The following is a 24237-nucleotide window of genomic DNA, read 5'->3' as shown; positions in this document are numbered from 1 at the left end:
GGCGATTATGGTCCGGCGGACCCCGTTGTCCACTGCCATGGCGACAGGGGCGGGGAGTATGCGATGCGATCGAGTTGTCTGGTGAGCCTTCTGACCGCGGCGTCGATGACGCTTGCAGGCTGCAACGCCCCGCGCGGCGCAGGCCAGGTCGGGCAGATCATCAAGGGCGCCGAGGCGGACGATTCCCATTTCGAAGTGCATCGCATCGACCGCGAGACCGTCGGACGGATCGCGAAATGGCCGACCCCGGCCGCGACGACACCGACCCATGGCTGGATTTCCCGCAAGCGCGGCCCGGCATCGACGATGATCCAGGCCGGGGACCAGCTCAGCGTGAGCATCTGGGAAAACGACGACACCTCGCTGCTGTCCAGCCCCGGAGAGAAGCATGTCGCCCTGAATGGCCTGACGGTCGGGCCCGATGGCAGCATCTTCCTGCCCTATGCCGAGAAGGTACTGGTCAGCAACATGACCCCGGACGAGGCGCGCCGGGCGATCCAGACCAAGATCGAAGGCATCATGCCCTCGGCCCAGGTGCTGGTCTCGCACGAGCCCGGGCGCAGGTCCGCCGTCGATCTGGTCAGCGGCGTCGCGAGCCCCGGCAGCTATCCCTTGCCCGACCGCGACTTTTCGATCCTCAGCCTGATCGCGCTTGGCGGCGGCATCCCCACCTCGATCAAGAATCCCAATGTGCGGCTGATCCGCGACGGCAAGCTTTACGGCATCTCGGCCGAAAGGCTGATGAAGGATCCCTCGCTCGACACCACCTTGCGCGGGGGCGACAAGGTCTATGTCGAATCCGACGACCGCTATTTCATCGCGCTCGGCGCCAGTTCGCGCGAGAACCAGGTGCCCTTCACCCAGGAAAAGATCACCGCGCTTGAGGCGCTTTCCCTGCTGGGCGGCCTGAACGACGGGCGCGCCAATGCCAAGGGCATCCTGATCCTGCGCGACTATCCGGCAAGCGCGCTGCGCGGCGACGGTTCGGGGCCGGGCAAGGAGCGGGTGGTCTTCGCCATCGACCTGACCACGGCGGACGGGCTGTTCAGCGCGGGCGAGCTGCTGATCCAGAACCGCGACGTGGTGGTGGTGACCGAAAGCGCCATCGGGACCACGGCCTCGATCCTGGGGCTGTTCAGCGGTTTCGTCGGCCTTGGACGCAACACCCAGGCCCTGGCCAACAACGACTGAGCCCCCGCCCCCGCGCCGTCGAAAGGCGGCGCGGGGGCGGCCGCCTCAGCCCATCTTGCAGGCCGCCATCACCGCCATGTTCAGCACGTCGTTCGCGGTCGCGGTGGTCGAGCAGATCTGGATCGGCTTCTTCACCCCGGTCAGGATCGGCCCGATCACGGTGGCGCCCGCCATTTCCTGCATCAGCTTGACCGAGATCGAGGCCGAATGCCGCGCGGGCACCACAAGGATATTGGCCGGTCCGGTCAGGCGACAGAACGGATAGGCCGCGCGCTGCGCCATGTTCAGCGCCACATCCACCGTCATCTCGCCATCATATTCGAAATCGGCGCCGCTGTGGTCCAGCACCTCGACCGCCCGGTGCATCTTGGTCGCGCGCTCCGACACCGGATAGCCGAAGGTCGAGAACGAGACGAAGGCCACGCGCGGCTCAAGCCCCAGATTGCGAGCGACCCCGGCGGCACGGGTGGCGATGGTGGCCAGATCCTCTTCCTCGGGCCATTCATGGACCAGGGTGTCGGCGATCAGCAGGATGCGGCCCTTGTGCAGAAGCGCGGTCACGCCGACGGCGCCGTCGGTGGCCTTGGCATCGAAGACATTGTTGATCAGGCTGAGAACATGGGCGGATTTGCGCGTGGCCCCGGTGACCAGCCCGTCGCCATGGCCATGCGCCAGCATCAGCGAGGCGAAGACATGGCGGTCGCGGGCGGCCAGGCGGTGAATGTCCTGCCGGTCATGGCCCTGGCGCTGAAGGCGGCGGTAAAGGAAGTCCTTGTAGGCGTCGAGATGCCGGGTATTGGCGGCATTCACCACCTCAAGCTCGCGCACCGCATCGCCGAGGCCTGCGGCCTCAAGCTTGTCCTTCACGTCGTTCTCGCGCCCGACCACCAGCGCGCGGCCAAGGCCGGAGCGCTGATAGGCCACCGCGGCGCGCAGGACGCGCGGATCGTCGCCCTCGGCGAAGATCATCCGGGCCTGGGCCTGGCGGGCACGGGCGTGGATCCCCTGCAGGATCGAGGCGGTCGGGTCCATCCGCGCCTTCAGCCCGTCCTCATAGGCCTTCATGTCGATGATCGGACGGCGCGCCACGCCGGTATCCATGCCCGCGCGCGCCACGGCGGGCGGCACGACATGGATCAGGCGCGGATCGAAGGGCGTCGGAATGATATAGTCACGCCCGAAACTGAGCTTGCGCCCATAGGCCATGGCGACCTCGTCCGGCACATCCTGCCGCGCGAGTTCGGCCAAAGCGCGCGCGCAGGCGATCTTCATCTCGTCGTTGATCGCCCGGGCATGGATGTCCAGCGCGCCGCGGAACAGATAGGGGAAGCCCAGGACGTTGTTGACCTGGTTGGGGTAATCCGACCGCCCCGTCGCCACGATGGCATCGGCGCGCACCGCATGGGCCTCTTCCGGGGTGATCTCGGGATCGGGATTCGCCATGGCGAAGATCACCGGATTGTCGGCCATCGAGGCCACCATCCCGGGCGTCACCGCGCCCTTGGCGGAAACGCCCAGGAACACATCGGCGCCCACCATCGCCTCTTCCAGCGTGCGGGCGGGGGTCACCACCGCATGGGCGGATTTCCACTGGTTCATGCCCTCGGTCCGGCCCTGCCAGATCACGCCCTTGGTGTCGCACATGATGCAGTTCTGATGCTGCGCGCCCATCGACTTCAGAAGCTCCAGACAGGCGATCCCGGCCGCGCCCGCGCCGTTCAGGACGATCTTCACATCCTCGATCTTCTTGCCCGAGATCTCCAGCGCGTTGATCAGGCCCGCGGCGCAGATCACCGCCGTGCCGTGCTGGTCGTCGTGGAAGACCGGAATGTCGCAGATTTCCTTCAACCTGCTCTCGATGATGAAGCATTCCGGCGCCTTGATGTCCTCAAGGTTGATGCCGCCGAAGGTCGGGCTCATCAGCTTGACCGCCTTGATGATCTCGTCGGCGTCCTCGGTGTCCAGCTCGATGTCGATCGCGTTCACATCGGCGAACCGCTTGAAGAGGACCGCCTTGCCCTCCATCACCGGCTTCGAAGCCAGCGCGCCCAGGTTCCCCATGCCCAGGATCGCCGTCCCGTTCGAGATCACGGCGACCATGTTTCCCTTGACGGTATAGTCATAGGCCGTCCCCGGCGCATCGGCGATGGCCTGGACCGGCACCGCCACGCCCGGGCTGTAGGCCAGGCTCAGGTCGCGCTGCGTCGCCATCGGCTTCGAGGCGGTGATTTCGTATTTCCCCGGGCGGGGTTCGAAATGATAGGCGAGCGCCTCTTCGGGCGTGGTCTTGGCGCGGGACATGGGAACTTCCTCCTCCGGGGCGCGGCCTTCGGCCGGTGGCCGGGGTCTTAGACCCGGGCCGCGCCGCTGAAAAGCCTGTTTGCGGCGATGCGCGGGCTTTTGTAGGGTCGGGCCCAGCCATTGGGGGACAGATGACCGACGACGCCGTGACGCCGATGATGGCGCAGTATCTGGAGATCCGCGACCGCAATCCGGGCGCGCTGCTGTTCTACCGGATGGGCGATTTCTACGAGATGTTCTTCGAGGATGCGCTGGCCGCCTCGGAGGCGCTGGACATCGCCCTGACCAAACGCGGCACCCACAAGGGCGAGCCGATCCCGATGTGCGGCGTCCCCGTCCATTCGGCCGAGGGCTACCTGCTGACCCTGATCCGCAAGGGGTTCCGCGTCGCCATCGCCGAACAGCTCGAAGACCCGGCCGAGGCGAAGAAGCGCGGCGCGAAATCGGTGGTGAAGCGCGATGTGGTGCGGCTCGTCACCCCCGGCACGCTGACCGAGGACAGCCTGCTCGAGGCGCGGCGCCACAATTACCTCGCCGCCTTCGCCGAGGTCAGGGACGAGGCCGCGCTGGCCTGGGCCGACATTTCCACCGGGGAATTGCGCGTCATGCCCTGCCCGCTTCCGCGCCTGGGGCCGGAGCTGGCCCGGCTGACCCCGCGCGAGCTTCTGGTCAGCGAGACGCGCGACCGCGACCTGGCCGGGATCGCGCGCGACGCGGGGGCGGCGGTCACCCCCCTCGCCCGCGCCAGTTTCGATTCCGCGGGCGCCGAAAAGCGGCTGTGCGACCTGTTCGGCACCGGCTCGCTGGAGGGTTTCGGCAGTTTCACCCGGGCCGAGCTTTCGGCCATGGGCGGGCTGGTCGACTATCTCGACCTGACCCAGCGCGGCCAATTGCCCCTCTTGCGCCCCCCGGTCAGGGAGGCGCCCGGCGGCGCGGTGCAGATCGACGCCTCGACCCGCCGCAACCTTGAGATCACCCAGGCGCTTTCCGGCGGGCGCGAGGGCTCGCTCCTGGCGGCGGTGGACCGCACGGTCACCGCCGGCGGCGCGCGGCTTCTGGAGCGGCGGCTGTCCTCGCCCTCGCGCAGCCTTGAGGTGATCCATGCGAGGCTGGCTGCGCTGCGCCATCTGCTCGACCACACCGCCCTGCGCGACGGGCTGCGCGATGCGCTTCGCCGGGTGCCGGACATGGACCGCGCCCTGTCGCGGCTGGCGCTGGACCGGGGCGGGCCGCGCGATCTGGCGGCGATCCGGGCCGGGCTGACCCAGGCGCTGGCGCTGTCGGACCGGCTGAACGCGGCGCCGCCCCTGCTTGCGCGCGCGGCGCAGGCGCTGACCGGGCATGACGACCTCGTCGATCTTCTGGACCGGGCGCTGGTGGCCGAGCCGCCGCTGCTGGCGCGCGACGGCGGCTTCATCGCGCCGGGTTTCGACGCCGCTCTGGACGAAACCCGACAGTTGCGCGACGAGGGCCGCGGCATCATCGGCCGGATGCAGGCGCAATATGCCGAAAGCGCGGGCGTGCCGGGGCTGAAGATCAAGCACAACAACGTGCTGGGCTATTTCATCGAGGTGACCCCCACCCATGAGGAAAAGCTGCGCGCCCGGCCCGATCTGTTCATCCATCGCCAGACCACGGCGGGCCAGGTGCGTTTCACCACGGTCGCGCTGTCGGATCTGGAGACCCGGATCCTGAACGCCGCCAATCTGGCGCTTGAGACCGAAAGGCGCCATTTCGACGCCTTGCGCGCGGCGGTCGTGCAACAGGCCGGGCCGATCGGCACGGCGGCGCGGGCGCTGGCGGAGATCGACCTGGGCGCCGCCTTCGCCGATCTGGCCGCCGAGCAGGACTGGGCCGAGCCGGTCGTGGACACCTCGCGCGCCTTCGTGGTGCGGGCCGGGCGCCATCCGGTGGTGGAGCGGGCGCTGCGCCGCCAGACCGGCGCCGGTTTCGTCGCCAACGACTGCGATCTGACCACCGGGGATTCGCCCGCGATCTGGCTCTTGACCGGGCCGAACATGGCGGGGAAATCGACATTCCTGCGCCAGAACGCGCTGATCGCGCTTCTGGCCCAGGCTGGCGGTTTCGTGCCCGCCGCCTCGGCCCATATCGGCCTGGTCAGCCAGTTGTTCAGCCGCGTCGGCGCCTCGGATGATCTGGCGCGCGGGCGCTCGACCTTCATGGTCGAGATGGTCGAGACGGCGGCGATCCTGAACCAGGCCGACGACCGCGCGCTGGTGATCCTGGACGAGATCGGGCGCGGCACGGCGACCTGGGACGGGCTTTCCATCGCCTGGGCCACCCTGGAACATCTGCATGAGACGAACCGCTGCCGCGCGCTTTTCGCCACCCATTACCATGAGATGACCCAGCTTGCGGGCAAACTCGAAGGGGTCGAGAACGCCACCGTCACCGTGAAGGAATGGGAAGGCGAGGTGATCTTCCTGCATGAGGTGCGGCGCGGCGCCGCCGACCGCAGCTATGGCGTGCAGGTGGCGCGGCTGGCGGGGCTGCCCGCCTCGGTGGTCGAACGCGCCCGCATCGTGCTGGAGGCGCTGGAGCAGGGCGACCGCCAGGGCGGCAAGCAGGCCGCGCTGATCGACGACCTGCCGCTGTTCCGCGCCGCGCCGCCCGCCCGTCCGGCAGCGGCGGCCCCGGCGCGCGAAAGCGCGGTCGAGGCGCGGCTGAAGACCGCCCATCCCGACGAGATGACGCCGAAAGAGGCGCTGTCGCTGATCTATGAGCTGCGCGGGCTGCTTTAGCCCACGCGGCGGCCCTCAGCCGACGCGGCGGCCCTGGACCCAGACGCCCCGGATCGCGCCCGCATTGCCGATCCGGGTGACGCGGATCACATCGGCCCGCCCGCCCTCGGCCAGATGGCCGCGGTCGGTAAGCCCGGTCGCCTCGGCCGGGGCGGCGGTCACGGTGGCAAGGCCGCGCGCCATGTCGCCCCACAGATCCCCCAGCATCAGCGCCGCCGAAAGCAGCGAGGAGGGGACGTAATCCGAAGACAGGATGTCCAGCAGATCCAGCTCCGCCAGCGCGCTGGCCGCGACATTGCCGGAATGCGAGCCCCCCCGGATCAGGTTCGGCGCCCCCATCATCACCTTGATGCCATGAACATGGCAGGCCCGCGCCGCCTCGACCGTGGTGGGAAACTCGGCAAAATGCACGCCGTGACCGGCCGAGACCGCCACCTGCGGCGCGGTGGTGTCGTCATGGCTGGCCAGCGTCGCGCCGTAGCGCCGGGCCTCGGCCACGGCGGTCGCCTCGTGCAGGGCGCCGAAGCGCTCGCGCAGGGTCTGCTGGTTCGCGACATGGGCGTCGAATTCGGCCTCGGACATGCCGCGCTTGCCCATGACGTAATCGCGCAGCTTGCCGATGTCGCGGAACTGGCGCTGGCCCGGGGTATGGTCCATCAGGCTGACGATGCCGATCCGGTCCTCGGGGCCGAATTTCGCCATTTCCTCGACCAGGGTTTCCGAACAGATCTCGGCGCGCAGATGCAGGAAATGGCTGATCCGCAGGGCATTGGCCGCCCGCAGGCCCAGGATCTCATGCGCCAGCGCGCGGGCATATTCGCCATATCCCGCATTGCTTGAGGTGAAGACCGACCCCACCCGCAGCGCGTCGAAGACCGTGGTGATCCCGACGCTGGCCAGTTCGGCGTCATGGGCGATGATCGCGGCCTGGTGCGGCCAGTCCACCTTGGGGCGGGGCTGAAGGTGGCGCTCGATATTGTCGGTGTGCAATTCGATCAGCCCGGGCATCACCAGATCGCCGCCGCAGTCCACCGCGCCGGGGGTCAGGCCGGTCCCGTGGTCGATCGCGGCGATCCGGCCGTCGCGCAGCACGACAGAGCCCCGGATCACCTCGCCGGGCAGGACAAGCGCGGCATTGGAAAGAATGGTCTCGGTCATGGTCGGTCCTGTATTGCGATCCCCTCGCCGGGGCGGTCCAATGACAGCGCACCGTCACAGCCATGTGACAATCGCCTGTCAGTCAGCCCGGCATGGATCAGATGAAACGTTTCGCCGTCTATTACGCGCCCGAAAAGGGCGCATTCGAAGCCCGCGCCAGCGCCTGGCTTGGCTGGGATACCGGGGCAGGCCGCCCTCTCGCGCAGCCCGATCTGGGCCTGCCCGGCGGGACGGGCGCCGCCGAGATCACCCGCGATCCCGGTCGCTACGGCTTTCACGGCACGATCCGCGCGCCCTTCCGCCTGGCCGAGGGTAGCACCCCCGCCGCGCTGAAGGCCGCGCTGGAGGATCTGGCCCGGCGCTTGCCCCCGGTCACCCTGCCGGGGCTGCGCCTGGTCGCGCTCGACGGGTTCCTCGCGCTGATCCCCGAGGGCGACCCCGCGGCGCTGCAAGCCCTCGCCGCCAGGGTGGTGGAGGAGACGAACCCGTTTCGCGCCGCCCTGACCGCCGATGAAACCGCCCGCCGCCGACCCGAGCGGCTGACGCCGCGCCAGCGCGCGCTGCTCGACCTCTGGGGCTATCCCTTCGTGATGGAGGAATTCCGCTTCCATCTGACGCTGACCGACCGGCTCGATCCCGCGCAAGCGGACGAAGTGGCAAGGATCCTTGCCGCCCATTTCGCGCCGGTGCTGCCGCGCCCCTTCACGATCGACTCGCTGTGCCTTTTCGGCGAGGCGGAGGACGGGCGCTTCCATCTTCTGCACCGCTTTTCCCTTCACGGCTGAAGCGCGGCCATGAACCGCGCGAGCCCCGCCTCGGGCGTGGCGTCGTTCATGACGGTCCGGGCCGCGATCCCCTCGGGCAGGGGATAATCCGCGCGGGCCAGGCGAAGCGCGCGGTCCTCGGCCCCCTCACGGCCCCGCCCGGCCAGCCGCACCGCCAGAACCTCGGGCGGCGCGGTGACCAGAAGAACCCGCAGGCCCGGCAGAAGCCGCGCCGCCTCGGGCAAGGCCGTGCGCGAGGCGTTGAAGAGCAGCACCCCCTCGCCCGCCATGGCAGCAGCCGGAATGCCATAGGCCAGGCCATGGGCGCGCCAATGCAAGAGGAACTCCCCCGCCGCCTGCCGCCGGGCGAATTCCGCCTCGGTCACGCCCTCGAAATCCTCGCCCCCGGCCTGCGAGGGCCGGGTGATCACCCGCCGCGCGGCGCGGATACCGGCGTCGCTGGCACAGGCCATCGCCATCAGCGTGTCCTTGCCCGCGCCCGAAGGCCCGACGACCGCGACCGGGACCGGGATCATGCCGCCGTCCCCCCGGCCAGGGCGGGCGTGAAGCCGGTCACATCGACCAGCCGGTTGCAGACGCGATCCCGCGCGGGCGCGTCATGGAAGATCCCCAGAACCGCCGCACCGCGTGCCTTGGCCTCTTCGATCAGCGTCAGCACCACCTCGCGGTTCAGCGCATCCAGGCTGGCCGTCGGCTCGTCCAGCAACAACGCCGGATAATCATGGGCGAAACCGCGCGCGATATTCACCCTTTGCTGCTCGCCGCCCGAGAATGTGGTGGGCGACAGCGACCACAGCGGCTGCGGAACATTCAGCCGTGCCAGCAGATCGGCCGCCCGCGCCCGCGCCGCCGCCCGCGCCACCCCCAGGGCCAGCAGCGGCTCGGCCACCACGTCCAGCGTGGGCACCCGCGGCACCACCCGCAGGAACTGGCTGACATAGCCAAGGGTCGCGCGGCGCAGCGCAAGGATGCGGCGGGGGGGCGCGCCGGTGACCTCGACGCCGCCCACGCGGATCTCGCCCCCGGCGGCCAGGTAATTGCCGTAGATCATCCGCATCAGCGTCGATTTCCCCGCGCCCGACCGGCCCACCAGCCCGACGCATTCGCCCGGCGCCACGGACAGCCCCGCCCCCGCCATCACCTCGATCACCGCCCCGCCCTGATTGTGCAGGGTGAATGCCTTCGACAGATTGGAAACCTCGATCATCATCCTAGACCTGCAATACCGAAGAGACGAGAAGCTGGGTATAGCCATGCTGCGGATCGTCCAGAACCTGGTCGGTCAGGCCGGTTTCCACCACGCGGCCCGATTTCATCACCATCAGCCGGTCGGCCAGAAGCCGCACCACCGCCAGGTCATGGGTCACGATCACCACCGAAAGCCCCATGTCCCGGACCAGCCCGCGCAAAAGATCCAGAAGCCGCGCCTGGACCGAGACATCAAGCCCCCCGGTCGGCTCGTCCATGAAGACCAGCCGCGGCCCGGTCACCAGATTGCGCGCGATCTGCAACCTTTGCTGCATCCCGCCCGAAAAGGCCGAGGGCCGGTCGTCGATCCGCTCCGCCGCGATCTCGACCCGGCCCAGCCAGTCGGTGGCGGTCTCGCGGATGGCGCCGTAATGGCGCGCGCCGACCGCCATCAGCCGCTCGCCCACATTGCCCCCCGCGCTGACCCCCATGCGCAGGCCGTCGCGCGGATTCTGGTGGACATAAGCCCAATCCCCGCGCAAAAGCCGCCGCCGCCCCGCTTCCGGCATCGCCAGCACATCGGCGCCTTCGTAGCGGATGGCGCCGCGATCTGGGCGCTGATGCCCGGCAAGGCAGGACAGCAGCGTCGATTTCCCCGATCCACTTTCGCCGACGATGCCCAGAACCTCGCCCGGATAAAGATCGAACGAGACATCGGTGCAGCCGATCCGTGCGCCGTAAAGCTTCTCAAGCCCCTGGACCGAAAGCAGGGGCTGCTCATTCATCTTGGCATAAATATCCAATTCCACGGCCGCCATCAGAACACCTCCTCCGGCGATGGCGCGGCACCATGGCCCGCCGCCTGGCGCGCGGCACAGAAATCGCTGTCCGAACAGACGAACATCCGCGCGCCGCGGTCGTCGGTGATCACCTCGTCGAGATAGCTGTCCCGCGCCCCGCACAGATCGCAGGCGTGATCGGCTTTCGAGGCCACGAAGGGATGGTCCTCGAAATCCAGGCTGACCACCTGCGTATAGGGCGGCAGCGCATAGATCCGCGCCTCGCGCCCCGCGCCGAAAAGCTGGATCGCGGCATTCCCCGAAAGCTTTGGATTGTCGAATTTCGGGATCGGCGAGGGATCCATCACATAGCGCCCCTCGACCCGGACCGGATAGGCATAGGCAGTGGCGATCTCGCCATGGCGGGCAATGTCTTCGTAAAGCTTCACATGCATCAGCCCGTATTCCTCATGCTCGTGCATCTTGCGCGTCTCGGTCTCGCGCGGCTCCAGAAAGCGCAGGGGCTCGGGGATCGGCACCTGATAGACTAGGATCTGGCCCTCGGTCAGCGGCGTCTCGGGGATGCGGTGGCGGGTCTGGATCACGCTTGCGGCGGCGGTCTCGCGGGTCACTTCCACCCCGGCGGTGCGCTGGAATAAGCGCCGGATCGAGACCGCATTGGTGGTGTCGTCGGCGCCTTGGTCGATCACCTTCAGCCGGTCCTCGGGAACAAGGCAGGCCGCGGTCACCTGCACGCCGCCGGTGCCCCAGCCATAGGGCATCGGCATCTCGCGGCTGGCGAAGGGCACCTGATAGCCCGGCACCGCCAGCGCCTTGAGCAGGGCGCGCCGGATCATCCTTTTGGTCTGTTCGTCCAGATAGGCGTAATTATAGGCCTCGGCGGTCATCTGGCCCTCTCCCTGCGGGGTCTTTCCCGCGCCATGGACAAAAGCGCCGATGCGGCGAAAAGCGGGATCATTCTGCGGCCTCCTTCAGGGCTTCCGCCTCGGCCCGAAGGCGGCGGATCAGTTCCAGCTCGGCCTGGAAATCGACGTAATGCGGCAGTTTGATATGTTCCAGAAAGCCCGAGGCCTGGATGTTGTCGCAATGCGAGATGACGAATTCCTCGTCCTGCGCCGGGGCCCCGGTGAAATCCTCGCCCAATTCGTTCCAGCGCAGGGCGCGGTCGACAAGGTTCATCGACAGCGCCTTGCGCTCGGACTGGCCGAAGACGAGGCCGTAGCCCCGGGTGAATTGCGGCGGCTTGGTTCTTGAGCCCTTGAACTGGTTCACCGTCTCGCATTCGGTCAGCTCGATCTCGCCGACCGCGACGGCGAAGCCCAGCTCGGGGATTTCGACCTCGACCTCGACGCGACCGATGCGCAATTCGCCCACGAAGGCATGGGTGCGCCCGTAGCCGCGCTGGGTGGAATAGGCCAGCGACAGAAGGAACCCCTCATCCCCCCGCGCCAGCGCCTGAAGCCGCAGCGCGCGCGAGGCGGGCAGTTCCAGCGGCTCGCGCGTCAGGTCCGGGGGTGTGCTGTCGTCGCAGGGCTCGGGTTCGATCAACCCGCCCGCGCCCAGAAGCGCGCAGACATGCGGCATGGCCTCGTCCCGGGAGGGCGCGGTGGGGGCGGGCGGCACCTCGCCCTCGGCGGCCAGCGCGAAATCCAAGAGCCGGTGGGTATAGTCGAAGGTCGGGCCCAGCACCTGCCCCCCCGGCAGGTCCTTGAACGTGGCCGAGATCCGCCGGTCCACCACCATGGCCGAGGTATCGACCGGATGCGACGCACCGAAACGCGGCAGGGTGGTGCGCCAGGCGCGGATCAGGAACACAGCCTCGACCAGATCGCCGCGCGCCTGTTTCAGGGCCAGAGCGGCTAGGTTCGGGTCGAAGAGCGACCCTTCGGCCATCACCCGGTTCACGGCAAGGCTCATCTGTTCGCGGATCTGCGCCACCGACAGTTCGGGCACCGCTGGATCGCCGCGACGCTCTTCGGCCAGCCAGGCATGGGCGGCGTCGATGGCGCGCTCGCCTCCTTTGACGGCGACATACATCTATCGATCCTCCACCCGGGTCGAGCGTGGCAGCGCCGCAAGGCGGTCGCCACAGGTCAGGAAAATGTCGAAACCCAGCGGAAAAAGGGCGCGATTGACCTGGAAGGCGGCGGTTTCGGGCAGGGACAGGAAGGCCTCGTCCCGGATCCCCGGCCCGGTCAGCCGCCCGCCCGCGGGCTCCAGCCTGTCGGTTTCCACGATCAGCGTGGCAGAGCGGTCGGGCCAGGCCGGATCGCCGATCGCAAAACGCGAGACCGGCGACAGGGCCTGCCAGTCGCCAAGGGCGAAACGGGCCTTTTCGGCGCCGACCAGCGGCGCGCCAGTGTGAAAGGCGATCCAGTCGCGCAGTTCCGGCCGGTCCGCGCCGCCCGCAAGATGCAGCGGCGTGGTCGGATCGGTCAGCACCAGCAGCGCCACCCCCGCCGCGACCGAGACCGGCACGGGCGGGGCCGCGCCTTCGACGCGCTGGATGCGGCCGGGCCGCGCCATCGCGTCGAGAAGCGCGCGAAAGGCACGGGCGGATTGCTGCGCGGGTTCGGCGAAACCGCCGGAAAGATGCAGACTCATTTGTCCTCTCCGCGAACGAGGGTGAAGAATTCGACCCGGGTCGCGGCGGCTTTCGCGGCGCGGCTTTCGCGCGCGGCCCGGGCCTCGGCCCGCAGCGGGGTCAGGATCGCGGCGCCGGTCCTGCCCGGATCGGTCTGCATCAAGGCATCCACCACGGCGGCGCGCAGCGCATGGGCGCGGTCGCGGCCCTGGACCATGGCATGGCCCACCGCCCCACCGTCGAGCCGAAGCGCGCAGCGGGTCACCGTCATCTCGCCCAGGTTGAAGGCCGCGCCCTGGCCGCCGATGCGCCCGCGCACCATCACCGCGCCAATCTCGGGCGCCCGGAGGATCTGGTGGCCCGGCAGTTCTGGCAGAAGCGCCGCCAGCCGCGCGGGCTGCGCCTTGGCCAGCACCGACATCCATTCGGCGCGGGCCTGCGTTGAGGCGTCGGTCTTCGGGGGGGTGTCGGAAATCTCGCCCATCTTCGGCCTCGACAGCTTGCGGATTTGTCTAGATTACTAGACAACTAGACAAGTGATAGCTTCGCCGAGGCCGTCGCGGCAAGCGGAGTCTTGTGAATTTTTGATGACGGGCGAAAAAAGAGGGCCGCATGGCACGCAGCGCGATCTGGAAATCCATCGCCGAGACGCTTGGCGCCGAAATCGCGGGGGGGCACTACAAACCCGGCGACCGCCTGCCCAGCGAATCCGCTTTGGCGGCGCGATTCGGCGTCAACCGCCATACCGTGCGCCATGCGTTGTCGGCGCTGGCCGAGGCGGGCACCCTTCACAGCCGCCGGGGCGCGGGGGTTTTCGTCACCGCCCGACCCACCGACTATGCGCTTGGCCGCCGGGTGCGGTTCCACCACAATGTCGCGGCTTCGGGGCGGACACCCTCGCGGCGGCTGACGCTTCTGGAGACGCGCGGCGCCGATGCGCGCGAGGCGGGCGCGCTGGTGCTGGCGCCGGGCGCGGCGGTGCATGTGGTCGAGGGGATCTCTCTGGTCGACAACCAGCCGCTGGCGATCTTCCGCTCGGTCTTCGACGCCGCGCGCTTTCCCGATTTCCTGCGCCGGATCGAGGAAAGCCATTCGATCACCGCCGCGCTGGTGGCGCTTGGGCTGACGGATTACACCCGCGCCTCGACCCGGCTGACCGCCAAGATCGCGCGCCCGGTGCAGGCGCTGGCGCTGCAACTGCCCGAGGGCGCGCCGATCCTGCGCGCGGTCGCGGTGAATGTGGACCCGGAGGGCCGCCCGGTCGAATACGGCACCACCTGGTTCGCGGGCGACCGGGTGACCCTGACGCTTGCGGCCGAATCCCTGGCACCCGAATCCCCGGCTGAATCCCCTGCGACCGAGCCCTGAGGCTCAGGCCGAAACGGCCAGGCTTTCGTATTTGTCCAGGAAGGCCTCGGCCTTCATGCGGCGGAAATCCGGCAAGGCCTGTCGCAGGCGCGCATGATCCCAGTCCCACCAGGCAAGCGCGAGCAGCCGCTCGCCCACCTCGGGCGCGAAACGGCCCCGCAAGGGCGCCGCCGGGCAACCGGCGACGATCACGAAAGGCGGCACGTCGCGCGTCACCACCGCACCGGCGGCCACGACCGCGCCGGGCCCGATCACGACCTCGGGTTTCACGATGGCGCCATGGCCGATCCAGCAATCATGGCCCAGCATCACCCGCCGCGCCGCGCGGGCGGCGAAGAATTCGGCGTCATCGGGCTCGTCCCAATAATAGGCGCTGCGATAGTGGAAATGGTGCAGCGCCGCCGCGCCCATCGGATGATCGGTCGGGCCGATCCGCGTCATCGCGGCGATATTGACGAATTTCCCCACCGCGGCATTGGCGATATCGGCCAGCCGGCCGCAATAGGCGTAATCCCCGAACGAGGAATTGCGGATCCGCGACCCCTCGCCCACCTCGCATCCCAGGTGAAGGAAGGGGGATGAGGGCGAAAGCTTCGGCATCATTCGCCCTTGATCAGCTTGCGGCGCAGCCAGCTCGACAGGCTGTCCATCGCCATGACCATCAAGACGATCAGCACCATGTAATAGGCGACATCCTCCCAATCCTTCTGGGTCTGGATCGCCTGCGTCAGCAAGAGCCCGATGCCCCCGCCGACGATGGCGCCAATCACAGTGGCGCTGCGGGTGTTCGATTCGAAGAAGTAGAGCACCTGGCTGAGCAGGATCGGCATCACCTGCGGCATCACCCCGAACCGCGCCCTCTGGACAGGGTTCGCCCCGGTGGAGCGGATGCCCTCGACCTGCTTTTCGTCGATGTTCTCAAGCGCCTCTGAGAAGGTCTTGCCGAAGCTGCCGGTGTCGGTCAGAAGCATCGCCAGGGCGCCGGTCATCGGCCCCGGCCCGAAGGCCCGCGCCAGGACGATGGTCCAGATCAACCCGTCCACCCCCCGGATGAAGTCGAAAACCCGACGGAAGGCAAAGCGGATGCCCGCGAAGGGCATCATGTTCTTGGCGGCAAGGAAGGACAGCGGCAATGCCACCATGGCCGCACCGAACGTGCCGATGAAGGCCATCAGGATCGTCTCGAACATGGCCCAGAACACGTCGCCATGGCGCCACATGCCGTTTGTCAGAAAATCGCGCGTCATGGCCGAGAGGTTAGAGCGGTCGGGCTCGATCCGCTCCTCCCACAGGAACGAGGCCAGGATCTCGCCCCAGGACATGAAGGCGAAGGCGCTGTCGGGGGTGAAGAAGAACAGGGGCCAGCCCGGCTCGTAATAGAAGGTCTCGACCTTGGAGCGGGTATAGTTGAACCGCCCGGCCTGGGTCGTGACGCTGACGCGGTTGTCCGAGGCGTTGATCCAGTCCGGCAGCGGCTGCGGCGCGGTCAAGGCCAGGGTGTTCTCTTCGGTCGGGCGGATGTCGATCACCCCGTAGCCCGGCACGTCATAGCGCGCGCCCTGCGCGTCATAGGTGACGACATGGCCGCGCCCGAGGTCGATCACCGTGGTCTCGCCCCGGGCGGTGACCCAATCGGGCAGGATGCCCTCGGGATAGGTGCCCTTGCCCTCGCCCTCGACCGCGACGGTCAGGCGGCCCGAGCGGTTGTCGCGGGTGACATGGGTCTTGTGGCTGACGAAATCGGCCAGCAGGATCTTGGCGTTGTCCCACCGCGCGCGTTGCGCCAGCCCCGCCAGATCGAAGGAGATCGCGGCGTAGACCAGATAGCCGAGGATCGCCAGCGGCACCGCGAAGGACAGAAGCTTCCGCCGGTCGAAGCCTGCCAGCACGTCGTCTTTCAGGGTCGGAGAGGTCAGGGCGATGGTCATGGGATCAGCCTTTCACCAGACGGTGCCGCGCATGGTCCGAGATGCGGTCGATCAGCACGATGGTCAGGAACAGCAAGAGGAAGATCGACACCACCAGATCGAACCGCCCCTGGCCCCATTGCATGGCGATCTTCAGCTCGTAACCGATGCCGCCCGCGCCGACGAAGCCCAGAATGGCCGAGGCGCGCACGTTGATCTCGAATCGCAAGAGCGCATAGGACAGCCAGTTCGGCGCCACCTGCGGCAGGACGCCCAGCCACATCCTCTGCCCCCAGGTTGCGCCGACCGAGGCCAGCCCCTCGACCGGCTTGAGGTCGGCATTCTCAGCCACTTCCGAGAAAAGTTTGCCAAGCGCGCCGGCGGTATGCAGCGCGATCGCCGCCACGGCCGGGACCGGCCCGCCGCCAAGGATATAGATCAAGACCAGGGCGATCACGATTTCCGGGATGGCGCGGCTTGCGTCCATCATTCGGCGGAACAGCCCGATCAGCCGCGGCCAGCGCGCCAGGCCCCGGGTGGACAAAAGCGCCAGAACCATGGCCAGAAGCCCGCCCAGCAGGGTCGAGACGGCGGCGATGTTGACCGTCTCGATCAGCGAGGGCACATGAGCCCAGATCAGCCGGGGCAGATTGGCGCGCTTTTCCCAGGCCTCGGAGATCACATCCGAGGGAAAGGCTAAGATATTGGGCAAGCCGTTCAGAAACCCGCCCGCATTGCGGCTTTCGGCCAGGTTGAAGCCCGAGATGAACAGAAGCGCGAACAGGATCAGGATGATGCCGCCGTAAAGGCGGCGGCGGCGGACAAGCTCCAGATAGGCGGCGGTATTGTCGGCCGGGCCGGGGCGCTGCCCCTTTTCCGGCCCGAAGGCGATATCGACCATGGAAAATCCTGCCCGCGTCGTCGGATGGATGCGAATTGCCCGCGCCCCCGGTCAGGAAGGCGCGGGCAGAAGGTGCTGAAAGTCTTACTGCGCCGATTCCTGCAGTTGACGGGCGGCGACGATGCCCAGATAGGCCTCATGTGTGATCGGTACGAAATCGAGCGCATCGCCCGCGGCCACGCCATAGGCGCAATCCTTGTCGGTTTCGTGCAGGTCGGCGGTAAGCTGGATCACGGTCTCTTTCACCGCATCCGGCAGCGCGTTGCGCACGACCATCGGGCCTTCCGGGATCAGCTTCGAGCGCCAGATCTCGACCAGATCGTTCATGTCGACCAGGCCCGCATCCGAGGCGCGGCGGAAGGCGCCCGAATTGAAGCCGTCTTCCCATTCGCCCAGACCGTCGGCCCAGGTCACGGCGGCATCGAAATCGCCGTTCGAGACGCCGACAAGCGACTGCTCATGGCCGCCCGAGAACTTCACTTCCGAGAAGAAATCGGCCAGCGGACCGACGGTTTCCTGCATCTCGGCGCCCGGGACTAGATAGCCCGAGGTCGAATTCGGCTCGGCGAAGGCGAAGACCTTGCCCTTGGCTTCTTCCAGCGTGGTGATGCCGCTGTCGGCGCGGGCGAAGCCGATCGAGTAATAGCCGGTCGAACCGTCGAGGTTCTGCTTGGTCAGCACCGGCGAAACCGCATCCGTGTCGGTCAGGTGGATCTTGGCATAGCCCGAGGCGCCCAGCCAGGCCATGTCCAGCGTGCCGCCCAGCAGGCCCTGGATCACGCCGTCATAATCGGCGGGGGTGAAGACCTTGACCGGAACGCCCAGGGCGGTCTCGATATAGGCGCGGTAGCATTCCTGGTTGGTCAGGCGGTCCTGGGCGTTTTCGCCGCCGAGGATACCGATGTTGAACTGGGTGATCTCTTGCGCCGAAGCCATCGAGGCAAGCGCGGTGGTAGCGGCAAGGGCCAGAGCGAGGGTTTTCATGATCTCTCCAGAGGTCGGTTTGGAATGGGTCGAACGCATCGGGGCCGCGCGGCCGGGCCGCGCGCCTCCCGGAAACTTGGATCAGGCCATCAGCTTGTCGGCATAGGCCGCATCGGCGGCGCCATCGGTGGGGATCGAGGTCGAGGTGGCGGCTTCGTTGAAGCTTTCATCCGCGCCGTAGATGTCGCGCGCGACCCCGGTCGAAAGCTGGTCGGGCGTGCCGTCAAACACGATGCGACCGTCGCGCATGCCGATCACCCGGTCGCAATAGCGCCGCGCCGTGTCGAGCGTATGAAGGTTCGCGATCACCATCCGCCCATCCTCGACATTGATGCGCTTGAGCGTGTCCATCACGATCTGGGCGTTCATCGGGTCAAGGCTGGCGATCGGCTCGTCGGCAAGGATGATCTTGGGATCCTGCATCAGCGCCCGGGCGATGGCGACGCGCTGCTGCTGGCCGCCCGACAGCGCCTCGGCCCGCTTGGGCGCCTGTTCGGCGATGCCCAGCCGGTCGAGGATCTCAAGCGCGCGCAGGATGTCGGTGCGCGACCACAGGTTGAACATGGTCGAAAGGGTCGAGCGGCGGTTCAGGATGCCGTGCAGCACATTCGACGCCACATCCATGCGCGGCACGAGATTGAACTGCTGGAAGATCATCGCGCATTGGCTTTGCCATTCGCGCCGCACCGCCCCTTGCAGCGAGAGCACGTCCCGCCCCTCGACCAGCGCCTGGCCCGCCGAGGCATCGGTCAGCCGGTTCATCATCCGCAGGAAGGTGGATTTCCCCGCCCCCGAACGGCCGATGATGCCGACGAAGGCCGGGCGGTCGATGGTGAAGCTGATATTGTCGACCGCGGCGCGATTGCCAAAGAGCCGGGTGACATTGCGAACTTCCAGCACCGTTTGCCCTCTCGCTTTCAAACGTTGCCGAGGGCTTAGAAGCCTTGTGTGACGGTCGCCCCACAGAAGTTTGAAAGTTTTGAATCGCCTGCGGATGCCCTTGGCCCGGGGCGGGCCAGGATGATTTCGCTGCCCGGAAAATGATCCGCCCCATGGGCCGGGGCATGAATTTCATGCGGCGGAACGCAAAAGGGCCGACCCTGCGCGGGGTCGGCCCTTTCCGAAAGATCACGTCGGATCCGCTCGAACCCGGGACATCGGCCCCGGATCCGGCCCTCAGGCCGGGGTCGAGGACACGCCCACCTGCGCCGGACGCAGCAGGCGGTCGTGCAGGATGAAACCTTCGGTCATCACCTGGATGATCTGGCCCGCCTTGGTGCCGGGGACGGGGGCCTCGAACATCGCCTCGTGGTTCTGCGGGTCGAACTGGTCGCCCACGGCGGGGGAAACCGCACGGACGCCGTGCTTCTCCATGACATTGGTCAGCTCGCGCAGGGTCAGCTCCACCCCTTCGATCAGCGCCTCCGAAGCGGCGCGGCTTTCGTCCGGGATCGCCGAAAGCGCGCGCTTGAGATTATCGTAGACCGGCAGCAGGTCGCGCGCCAGCCGCGTTCCGCCGTATTGCTCGGCCTCGCGGCGGTCGCGATCGGCACGCTTTCGCGAATTCTCGGCATCGGCCAGCGCGCGCATGAACTTGTCGCGGAATTCGTCGCGCTCGGCCTTCAGAGCCTCAAGCTCCGCCTCTTCGATGAATTCTTCCAGTTCCGGCAGATCGCCGCCCTCTTCCGCCTCGGGGACCGCGGTATTGTCCTGCACCATTTCGCTTCCTCGTCTCTCACGCCTCAGGGCCGCCCCCGGTCGGATACCAGCCGACCGACAAGCTGCGCCGTGTAATCCACGATCGGCACCACCCGTCCGTAATTCAGCCTTGTGGGGCCGATCACGCCGACGGCGCCGATAATCTTTCGTTCGGCGTTCATATAGGGAGAAACCACCAGACTTGAACCGGAAAGTGAGAAAAGCTTGTTTTCCGATCCGATGAAGATGCGCACCCCGTCGCCGTCTTCCGCCAGATCGAGGAATTCGGCGATGTCGCGCTTGCGTTCCAGATCGTCGAACAGGCTGCGGATCCGCTCGACATCCATCTCGGAGGCGCCGTCGAGCAGGTTGGCCCGGCCCCGCACGATCAGCCGCTCGGAGGCAAGTCCCGCATTCTCCCAGACCGCGATGCCGCTTTCGACCAGATCGCGGGCAAGGCTGTCGACCTCCTGGCGGCGCGCGTCGATCTCGGCGCGGATGGAGCGGCGCAGATCCTCAAGCGTGCGCCCCCCCGCCATGGCGTTGAGGAAATTCGCCGCCTCGCGCATGGAAGAGGGCGTCTGGCCCGGCGGCGGACGGAACAGGCGGTTCTCGACATGGCCATCGGCCAGAACCAGCACCACCAGCGCCCGGTCCTCGGCCAGCGAGACGAATTCGATATGCTTGATCGGGGCGGATTTGGTCTTCGGCGACAGCACGATGCTCGCCCCCCGCGTCAGCACCGACAAGGCCCCCGACACATGGTCGAGCAGCGCCCCCACATCCTGTTCGTCCTGTGACAATGTGGCGTCGATCTTTTCGCGGTCCTGTTCGGCGACGGTGCCGACCTCCATGAACCCGTCGACGAACAGGCGCAGCCCCTGCTGGGTCGGCACCCGGCCCGCCGAGACATGCGGACTGTCGAGCAGGCCCAGAAACTCAAGGTCCTGCATCACGTTGCGGATTGTCGCCGCCGAGACCTGTTCGGTCATGCTGCGGGTCAGCGTGCGCGAGCCCACCGGCTCGCCGGTCGAAAGATAGCCCTCGACCACGCGCCGGAACACCTCGCGCGAGCGCTCGCTCATCTCCGAGACCTGTTGCGCCCTGTTTGCCATGGCTTCCCTCATCACCTGTTCCGAATAAAGGATCAACCGCCGCCTACGTCAATCAGGCTTGCATCCACCTGGGCCCGGGGCCTATCTGGCCGAAAACCACGAAAGGACCAGCCATGCGCCCCTCTGGCCGTGCTTTGGATCAGCTCCGCACGATTTCGATCGAAACCGGCGTCTCGCGCCATGCCGAAGGCTCCTGCCTGATCAAGGTCGGGGATACCCATGTGCTTTGCACCGCCTCGATCGAGGACAAGCCGCCACCCTTCCTGCGCAATTCCGGCATGGGCTGGGTGACGGCGGAATACGGCATGTTGCCTCGCGCCACCCACACCCGCGGGCGGCGCGAAGCCGCGGCGGGCAAGCAATCGGGCCGGACCCAGGAAATCCAGCGCCTTATCGGCCGCTCGCTGCGCGCGGTCGTGGACCGGCAGGCGATGGGAGAGCGTCAGATCACCGTCGATTGCGATGTGATCCAGGCCGATGGCGGCACGCGCTGCGCCGCGATCACCGGCGGCTGGGTCGCGCTGCGGCTGGCGATGGATGTGCTGGTGAAGAAGGGCATCGTGACCTCGGACCCGCTGATGGACCATGTCGCCGCCGTCTCCTGCGGGATCTATGCCGGGCAGATGGTGCTGGACCTGGATTACGACGAGGATTCGTCCGCCGGAACCGACGGCAATTTCGTCATCACCGGCGCGGGCAAGCTGGTCGAGGTCCAGGCCTCGGCCGAGGGCGCGCCCTTCAGCACCGCCGATCTTGGCACCTTGCTGGAGCTTGCGGCGAAAGGCACCGCCGATCTTGTGGCGGCGCAGCGCGCGGCGATCGGCCGATGACCCGGCGTTTCACCGGCGACAGGCTTGTCGTCGCCACCCACAACAAGGGCAAGCTGGAAGAATTCTCCGCACTTCTGGCGCCCCTTGGGATCACCTGCGTCTCGGCGGGCGATCTGGGCCTGGGCGAGCCGGAAGAGACCGAGACGACCTTCCTCGGCAATGGCCGGATCAAGGCCCATGCGGCGGCAAAGGCCTCGGGCCTTCCGGCGCTGGCCGACGATTCCGGGCTGACCGTGGATGCGCTGGACGGCGCGCCCGGCGTCTATACCGCCGACTGGGCCTTCACCCCGCAGGGGCGCGATTTCGCCATGGCGATGGAAAAGACCCATAGGTTGCTGGAAGAGGCCGGGGCCCCCCTGCCCCGCCGCGCGCAATTCCGCTGCACCCTGGTCCTGGCCTGGCCCGACGGTCACGACGAACATGCCGAGGGCGCCTGCGAGGGTCAGCTCGTCTGGCCCCGGCGCGGCGCCGAGGGACATGGCTATGACCCGATGTTCCAGCCCGACGGGTTCGAACTGACCTTCGGCGAGATGGATGCCGCACAAAAGAACACCATCAGCCACCGCGCCCGGGCGGTGGAAAAGATGCTGGCGAAGTGCTTTCGCTGACCCCGGAGCCCGACGACTGGCAAGAGGGCGGCTTCGCCCTCTACCTGCACTGGCCCTTCTGCAAGGCCAAATGCCCTTATTGCGATTTCAACAGCCATGTCCGCCCCCGGATCGACCAGGCCGAATGGCGCGACGCCTATCTGGCCGAACTCGACCGCGCGGCCACCGAGACAGGGGGTCGCATCCTGCGCTCGGTGTTTTTCGGCGGCGGCACGCCCTCGTTGATGGCACCCGAGACCGTCGCCGCAATCCTTGATCGGGTGTCGCGGCACTGGCGGCTGGCGAACGATCTTGAGGTGACGCTGGAAGCCAATCCGACCTCGGTCGAGGCTTCGCGCTTTGCGGCCTATCGCGCGGGTGGGGTCAATCGGGTCTCGCTTGGCCTGCAGGCCCTGAACGACGCCGACCTGCGCCGTCTTGGCCGCCAGCACAGCGCGGCCGAGGGGTTGGCGGCGCTGGATCTGGCGCAATCCATCTTCGAGCGGACCTCCTGCGATCTGATCTACGCCCGCCAGGACCAGTCGCTCGACGCCTGGGCCGGTGAATTGCGCGATCTGCTGGCGCGGCGGCCCGATCACATCTCGCTCTACCAGTTGACCATCGAGGAGGGCACCGCCTTTGCCCGCCTGCACGACGCCGGAAAGCTGCGTGGCCTGCCGGATGAGGATCTGGCGGCGGACATGTATGACCTGACCCGCGATCTATGCGCCGAGGCCGGGCTTTTCGATTACGAAGTCTCGAACTACGCGGTCGAGGGCGCCGAATCCCGCCATAACCTGGTCTATTGGCGAATGGGCGATTATCTGGGCATCGGCCCCGGGGCGCATGGTCGATTGACCCTTGATAACACAAGATATGCGACAAATACTCATCGCAACCCCGAAATGTGGCTAAAGTCCCAGCGTGAACGGGGCCATGGCGAGGTTTCACGTGAAACAATCGACCGCCCGTCCCAGGCGCTTGAATATCTGATGATGTGCCTGCGACTGACCGAAGGGCTGTCGCTCTCGCGTTACGCGGCGCTGAACAGAAAGCCGCCGGCATCCGACAAGCTGAAGGAACTGGAAGCGGCAGGGCTGATCCTGCAGGAGGGCGACCGCCTTCGCGCGACGCAAGCCGGAAGACTTCTGCTCAACCGCCTTGTGCTTGATATTTCCGAGGCTTAACCCGCAGCCAACCCGCCATCGCCCGAGGAAAGCAAGCGGCAGATCGCATCCAGCTCTTCCAGATTGCGATAGCTGATGGTGACGCTGCCCTGCCCGCCCTGGTCCTCGATCGCGACAGGCAGGCCCAGATTGGCGGAAAGATCGGCCTCAAGCGCCCTGGTATCGGCATCCTTCGCGCCGCCCGACGATTTTCCACCGGTCCTGGGGGTTTTACCACTGCCTTCGCGCGCCAGACGCTCGGTCTCGCGCACCGAAAGGCCACGCACGGCGACCTGTTTCGCCATGGCGACCGGATCGGTCGAGCCGATCAGCGCCCGCGCATGGCCCGCCGAGATGACATCCTCGCGCACCATCTTCTGCACTTCGTCCGGCAGGTTCAGCAGGCGCAGAAGATTGGCGATGTGGCTGCGGCTTTTCGACAGTGCCTCGGCGACCTTTTCCTGGGTGTGGCCAAAACGGTCGATCAGCGCGCGCAGGCCCATGGCCTCTTCGATGGCGTTCAGATCCTCGCGCTGGATATTCTCGATGATCGCGACTTCAAGGACTTCGGTGTCGTCCAGATCGCGGACCACGACCGGAACATCGTGCAGCCGGGCGATCTGGGCCGCGCGCCAACGCCGCTCACCCGCGACGATCTCATAGAATTCGCCCTTGGGCCGGACGACCAGCGGCTGGATCACGCCCTTCTGGCGCAGCGAATCGGCCAGGGCCTCAAGCGCCGCCTCGTCGAAATCCTTGCGGGGCTGGTCCGGGTTCGGGCGCAGTTTCGACACCGGCAGCCTGGTATCGGCGCGGCGTGGGCCTTCGCTTTCAGGACGAAGGTTCACATCCGACATCAGCGCCGACAGGCCCCGGCCCAAGCCTTTGCGTTCCATGCTCATCTCCTGATCC

At 67.4% G+C, this 24237-nt stretch carries 24 protein-coding genes; 7 read left to right on the top strand and 17 right to left on the bottom strand.

Going from position 1 to position 24237, the window contains the following annotated elements; translation table 11 throughout:
• Positions 1-81 precede the first annotated feature (81 nt).
• On the top strand, positions 82-1191 hold the full coding sequence (locus ABNX41_RS01980; RefSeq protein ID WP_438668038.1) for a polysaccharide biosynthesis/export family protein: 1110 nt from the start codon (positions 82-84) through the stop codon (positions 1189-1191).
• Between the two features lie 45 nt (positions 1192-1236).
• Here ABNX41_RS01980 and ABNX41_RS01975 read toward each other — a convergent pair whose 3' ends face one another.
• Complete coding sequence (locus ABNX41_RS01975; protein ID WP_438668037.1) at positions 1237-3492, bottom strand: NADP-dependent malic enzyme; 2256 nt, start codon at positions 3490-3492, stop codon at positions 1237-1239.
• A 131-nt stretch (positions 3493-3623) separates the two neighbouring features.
• Here ABNX41_RS01975 and mutS point away from each other — a divergent pair, with 131 nt between their 5' ends.
• Positions 3624-6254 carry a DNA mismatch repair protein MutS gene (gene mutS, locus ABNX41_RS01970; RefSeq protein WP_438668036.1) on the top strand — a complete coding sequence of 877 codons (2631 nt, stop codon included), beginning with the start codon at positions 3624-3626 and terminating at the stop codon, positions 6252-6254.
• 15 nt (positions 6255-6269) lie between these two features.
• Here the strand turns inward: mutS and ABNX41_RS01965 are convergent, their stop codons facing one another.
• A complete protein-coding gene (locus ABNX41_RS01965) occupies positions 6270-7412 on the bottom strand; it encodes an alpha-D-ribose 1-methylphosphonate 5-triphosphate diphosphatase (protein ID WP_438668035.1) in 1143 nt (380 codons plus the stop codon).
• A 92-nt stretch (positions 7413-7504) separates the two neighbouring features.
• Here ABNX41_RS01965 and ABNX41_RS01960 point away from each other — a divergent pair, with 92 nt between their 5' ends.
• Positions 7505-8197: a DUF1045 domain-containing protein gene (locus tag ABNX41_RS01960; RefSeq protein ID WP_438668034.1), complete on the top strand. Its 693-nt coding sequence runs from the start codon at positions 7505-7507 to the stop codon at positions 8195-8197.
• Here the strand turns inward: ABNX41_RS01960 and ABNX41_RS01955 are convergent.
• From ABNX41_RS01955 to phnG, 7 genes are all read right to left on the bottom strand, one after another.
• The gene (locus ABNX41_RS01955; RefSeq protein WP_438668033.1) at positions 8188-8712 is read right to left on the bottom strand and encodes a ribose 1,5-bisphosphate phosphokinase PhnN; all 525 of its coding nucleotides are present in this window, start codon (positions 8710-8712) and stop codon (positions 8188-8190) included. The two genes, ABNX41_RS01960 and ABNX41_RS01955, sit on opposite strands and share 10 nt — an antisense overlap.
• Positions 8709-9404, bottom strand: coding sequence for a phosphonate C-P lyase system protein PhnL (gene phnL / locus ABNX41_RS01950; protein WP_438668239.1), 696 nt, complete (start codon positions 9402-9404; stop codon positions 8709-8711). Before phnL ends, ABNX41_RS01955 begins: the two co-directional genes overlap by 4 nt.
• A gap of 4 nt (positions 9405-9408) precedes the next feature.
• Complete coding sequence (gene phnK / locus ABNX41_RS01945; protein WP_438668238.1) at positions 9409-10170, bottom strand: phosphonate C-P lyase system protein PhnK; 762 nt, start codon at positions 10168-10170, stop codon at positions 9409-9411.
• 32 nt (positions 10171-10202) lie between these two features.
• The gene (locus ABNX41_RS01940) at positions 10203-11072 is read right to left on the bottom strand and encodes an alpha-D-ribose 1-methylphosphonate 5-phosphate C-P-lyase PhnJ (RefSeq protein ID WP_438668032.1); all 870 of its coding nucleotides are present in this window, start codon (positions 11070-11072) and stop codon (positions 10203-10205) included.
• Positions 11073-11139: 67 nt separating this feature from the next.
• A complete protein-coding gene (locus tag ABNX41_RS01935) occupies positions 11140-12222 on the bottom strand; it encodes a carbon-phosphorus lyase complex subunit (RefSeq protein WP_438668031.1) in 1083 nt (360 codons plus the stop codon).
• Positions 12223-12789 (bottom strand): phosphonate C-P lyase system protein PhnH, encoded by a 567-nt coding sequence (gene phnH, locus ABNX41_RS01930; RefSeq protein WP_438668030.1) that lies wholly within the window; start codon positions 12787-12789, stop codon positions 12223-12225. It abuts the gene before it with no gap.
• Positions 12786-13253: a phosphonate C-P lyase system protein PhnG gene (gene phnG / locus ABNX41_RS01925; protein ID WP_438668029.1), complete on the bottom strand. Its 468-nt coding sequence runs from the start codon at positions 13251-13253 to the stop codon at positions 12786-12788. Before phnG ends, phnH begins: the two co-directional genes overlap by 4 nt.
• Positions 13254-13381: 128 nt before the next feature.
• On the opposite strand from phnG, the gene phnF reads away from it, so the two are divergent.
• The gene (gene phnF / locus ABNX41_RS01920; protein WP_438668028.1) at positions 13382-14137 is read left to right on the top strand and encodes a phosphonate metabolism transcriptional regulator PhnF; all 756 of its coding nucleotides are present in this window, start codon (positions 13382-13384) and stop codon (positions 14135-14137) included.
• A gap of 3 nt (positions 14138-14140) precedes the next feature.
• On the opposite strand, the gene ABNX41_RS01915 is transcribed toward phnF, so the two are convergent.
• The 7 genes from ABNX41_RS01915 to hrcA form a co-directional block, all read right to left on the bottom strand.
• Positions 14141-14737: an LbetaH domain-containing protein gene (locus tag ABNX41_RS01915; RefSeq protein ID WP_438668237.1), complete on the bottom strand. Its 597-nt coding sequence runs from the start codon at positions 14735-14737 to the stop codon at positions 14141-14143.
• A complete protein-coding gene (phnE, locus tag ABNX41_RS01910; RefSeq protein WP_438668027.1) occupies positions 14737-16065 on the bottom strand; it encodes a phosphonate ABC transporter, permease protein PhnE in 1329 nt (442 codons plus the stop codon). The genes ABNX41_RS01915 and phnE (ABNX41_RS01910) overlap by 1 nt, the downstream gene beginning before the upstream one ends.
• Positions 16066-16069: 4 nt before the next feature.
• Complete coding sequence (phnE, locus tag ABNX41_RS01905) at positions 16070-16945, bottom strand: phosphonate ABC transporter, permease protein PhnE (protein WP_438668026.1); 876 nt, start codon at positions 16943-16945, stop codon at positions 16070-16072.
• An 84-nt stretch (positions 16946-17029) separates the two neighbouring features.
• A complete protein-coding gene (gene phnD, locus ABNX41_RS01900) occupies positions 17030-17929 on the bottom strand; it encodes a phosphonate ABC transporter substrate-binding protein (RefSeq protein WP_438668025.1) in 900 nt (299 codons plus the stop codon).
• Positions 17930-18010: 81 nt separating this feature from the next.
• Positions 18011-18829 (bottom strand): phosphonate ABC transporter ATP-binding protein, encoded by an 819-nt coding sequence (gene phnC, locus ABNX41_RS01895; RefSeq protein ID WP_438668024.1) that lies wholly within the window; start codon positions 18827-18829, stop codon positions 18011-18013.
• A gap of 276 nt (positions 18830-19105) precedes the next feature.
• On the bottom strand, positions 19106-19648 hold the full coding sequence (locus tag ABNX41_RS01890) for a nucleotide exchange factor GrpE (RefSeq protein WP_438668023.1): 543 nt from the start codon (positions 19646-19648) through the stop codon (positions 19106-19108).
• Between the two features lie 23 nt (positions 19649-19671).
• On the bottom strand, positions 19672-20742 hold the full coding sequence (gene hrcA / locus ABNX41_RS01885) for a heat-inducible transcriptional repressor HrcA (protein ID WP_438668022.1): 1071 nt from the start codon (positions 20740-20742) through the stop codon (positions 19672-19674).
• Positions 20743-20855: 113 nt separating this feature from the next.
• Between hrcA and rph the strand changes: the two genes are divergently transcribed.
• The 3 genes from rph to hemW are packed head-to-tail and all read left to right on the top strand — an operon-like array spanning position 20856 to position 23346.
• A complete protein-coding gene (gene rph / locus ABNX41_RS01880) occupies positions 20856-21572 on the top strand; it encodes a ribonuclease PH (RefSeq protein WP_438668021.1) in 717 nt (238 codons plus the stop codon).
• Positions 21569-22180 carry an RdgB/HAM1 family non-canonical purine NTP pyrophosphatase gene (gene rdgB, locus ABNX41_RS01875; RefSeq protein ID WP_438668020.1) on the top strand — a complete coding sequence of 204 codons (612 nt, stop codon included), beginning with the start codon at positions 21569-21571 and terminating at the stop codon, positions 22178-22180. The genes rph and rdgB overlap by 4 nt, the downstream gene beginning before the upstream one ends.
• Complete coding sequence (hemW, locus tag ABNX41_RS01870; protein ID WP_438668019.1) at positions 22168-23346, top strand: radical SAM family heme chaperone HemW; 1179 nt, start codon at positions 22168-22170, stop codon at positions 23344-23346. The genes rdgB and hemW overlap by 13 nt, the downstream gene beginning before the upstream one ends.
• Here the strand turns inward: hemW and ABNX41_RS01865 are convergent.
• Positions 23343-24221, bottom strand: coding sequence for a ParB/RepB/Spo0J family partition protein (locus ABNX41_RS01865; RefSeq protein WP_438668018.1), 879 nt, complete (start codon positions 24219-24221; stop codon positions 23343-23345). The two genes, hemW and ABNX41_RS01865, sit on opposite strands and share 4 nt — an antisense overlap.
• Positions 24222-24237: the final 16 nt, after the last annotated feature.

This window comes from Pseudogemmobacter sonorensis (assembly GCF_042762395.1).
In the GTDB taxonomy this organism is placed as follows: Bacteria; Pseudomonadota; Alphaproteobacteria; order Rhodobacterales; family Rhodobacteraceae; genus Pseudogemmobacter; species Pseudogemmobacter sonorensis.
This window is presented reverse-complemented; position numbering and strand designations above follow the sequence as displayed.

Bases quoted from the DNA above. Each gene is read 5' to 3' on its own strand.
- rdgB (WP_438668020.1), top strand. From the start codon at position 21,569: ATGACCCGGCGTTTCACCGGCGACAGGCTTGTCGTCGCCACCCACAAC.
- ABNX41_RS01975 (WP_438668037.1), bottom strand. From the start codon at position 3,492: ATGTCCCGCGCCAAGACCACGCCCGAAGAGGCGCTCGCCTATCATTTC.
- phnG (WP_438668029.1), bottom strand. From the start codon at position 13,253: ATGGGCGAGATTTCCGACACCCCCCCGAAGACCGACGCCTCAACGCAG.
- ABNX41_RS01955 (WP_438668033.1), bottom strand. From the start codon at position 8,712: ATGATCCCGGTCCCGGTCGCGGTCGTCGGGCCTTCGGGCGCGGGCAAG.
- ABNX41_RS01865 (WP_438668018.1), bottom strand. From the start codon at position 24,221: ATGGAACGCAAAGGCTTGGGCCGGGGCCTGTCGGCGCTGATGTCGGAT.
- phnK (WP_438668238.1), bottom strand. From the start codon at position 10,170: ATGAATGAGCAGCCCCTGCTTTCGGTCCAGGGGCTTGAGAAGCTTTAC.
- rph (WP_438668021.1), top strand. From the start codon at position 20,856: ATGCGCCCCTCTGGCCGTGCTTTGGATCAGCTCCGCACGATTTCGATC.
- ABNX41_RS01935 (WP_438668031.1), bottom strand. From the start codon at position 12,222: ATGTATGTCGCCGTCAAAGGAGGCGAGCGCGCCATCGACGCCGCCCAT.
- hrcA (WP_438668022.1), bottom strand. From the start codon at position 20,742: ATGGCAAACAGGGCGCAACAGGTCTCGGAGATGAGCGAGCGCTCGCGC.
- phnD (WP_438668025.1), bottom strand. From the start codon at position 17,929: ATGAAAACCCTCGCTCTGGCCCTTGCCGCTACCACCGCGCTTGCCTCG.
- phnF (WP_438668028.1), top strand. From the start codon at position 13,382: ATGGCACGCAGCGCGATCTGGAAATCCATCGCCGAGACGCTTGGCGCC.
- phnE (WP_438668026.1), bottom strand. From the start codon at position 16,945: ATGGTCGATATCGCCTTCGGGCCGGAAAAGGGGCAGCGCCCCGGCCCG.
- ABNX41_RS01890 (WP_438668023.1), bottom strand. From the start codon at position 19,648: ATGGTGCAGGACAATACCGCGGTCCCCGAGGCGGAAGAGGGCGGCGAT.
- ABNX41_RS01915 (WP_438668237.1), bottom strand. From the start codon at position 14,737: ATGCCGAAGCTTTCGCCCTCATCCCCCTTCCTTCACCTGGGATGCGAG.
- ABNX41_RS01940 (WP_438668032.1), bottom strand. From the start codon at position 11,072: ATGACCGCCGAGGCCTATAATTACGCCTATCTGGACGAACAGACCAAA.
- ABNX41_RS01960 (WP_438668034.1), top strand. From the start codon at position 7,505: ATGGATCAGATGAAACGTTTCGCCGTCTATTACGCGCCCGAAAAGGGC.
- ABNX41_RS01965 (WP_438668035.1), bottom strand. From the start codon at position 7,412: ATGACCGAGACCATTCTTTCCAATGCCGCGCTTGTCCTGCCCGGCGAG.
- mutS (WP_438668036.1), top strand. From the start codon at position 3,624: ATGACCGACGACGCCGTGACGCCGATGATGGCGCAGTATCTGGAGATC.
- phnL (WP_438668239.1), bottom strand. From the start codon at position 9,404: ATGATCGAGGTTTCCAATCTGTCGAAGGCATTCACCCTGCACAATCAG.
- phnH (WP_438668030.1), bottom strand. From the start codon at position 12,789: ATGAGTCTGCATCTTTCCGGCGGTTTCGCCGAACCCGCGCAGCAATCC.
- phnE (WP_438668027.1), bottom strand. From the start codon at position 16,065: ATGACCATCGCCCTGACCTCTCCGACCCTGAAAGACGACGTGCTGGCA.